At 68.7% G+C, this 1,193-nt stretch carries 1 protein-coding gene; it reads right to left on the reverse strand.

The features are described 5' to 3' along the window. Nucleotides 1-315: 315 nt before the first annotated feature. Nucleotides 316-972: a beta-glucanase gene (locus tag ACWGIU_RS38180; protein ID WP_453712730.1), complete on the reverse strand. Its 657-nt coding sequence runs from the start codon at nt 970-972 to the stop codon at nt 316-318. Nucleotides 973-1,193: the final 221 nt, after the last annotated feature.

Raw genomic sequence — 1,193 nt, forward strand, 5'->3', positions numbered from 1 at the left:
GCGTCGGGCGGCGGTGGCGGCTCCCGTGCCATCAAGGCGAAGTTCCCCGGTAGCTGCGCCTGCGGCAAGCCCTACGCGGCCGGTGACATGATCACCAAGAACGGCAGCCGGTGGGGTCACCAGGCCTGCGGCTCCGCCTAAGGGCTGTCCCGTGAGCCCCGGTGGATCGGCGCACGGCGTCGGATGCGGTGCATCGCAAGGCGGAGGCGCTTCTGCATACCGGTTCGTATCCGGGCGCTATCCGGGCGCTCCGACAACGCGGCGAGGTGTGCCGTAACTGTCGTCGTGCGCCCGCCGGGGATGACGGGACAGCCCTTAGGGCCGGTGGACGCGTAGGTACTCCACCTCGTAGGACATCTCCGAGACGCCCGGGTCGGGCGCCGGATGGTAGCGGCCCGCGCACACGGACAGGTTGACGATGAGGTACGCCCGCCAATTGCGCCCGACGCCCCGGCGGTCGGCGAACACCCGGGTGCCGTTGACCCACCACACGACCGAGCGCTTTCCGAACTCGACCTTGAGGTCCACCCAGCCGCCTGGGGTGATCGAGGAGTCCCGGTGGTAGCGAGAGCCGCCCTTGACGTGGTTGGAGAATTCGAGCAGGTCGGGGTTGTCGGGGTGGTACTCGAACACGTCGATCTCGTTGCCGCCGTCCCGCCAGGTCCAGATCGCCGGCCAGGCCCCGATCTCGGCGGGCAGCCGTACCCGGGATTCCAGGACGTCACCGGCCCGCACCATGAACCCCTCGTCGCTGCCCTCGGTGGTCAGCAGGCCGGCGTTCCACTTGTTGTCCGGGCGGCGGGTAGCCCGGAAGGTGCCGGTGCGGCTGTAGGAGGGGTCGGCCACCAGGTAGTCGAGTTTGTTGTCACCGGTGTTGGTGGGGCCGCCGTTCGGATAGGCCCAGGACCGGCCGGCCACCCACTGGGAGGTCGACTGGAAGTTCGCGGTGAAGACCGGGGACCGGGCGCTCAGCGGCGCGGCAGCGTCGTCGGGGGTGCCGGGGGTGCGTCCCGTGAGCCGTCGCAGCCAAGTGAGAATCCGAGTGAGCACGGGCGGCTCCTTCTCGATGTGTGGACGCCTCCTGCAGCATGCCCGGCCGCGGTGCGTTACATACCGGTGGACCGGTTTGTCTTCGACCTGCACCGCAATGTAATTGCCGCTGAACGGATAGACCCTGACATTTGGTGATGGGT

It is taken from the genome of Streptomyces sp. NPDC054840 (assembly GCF_053611065.1).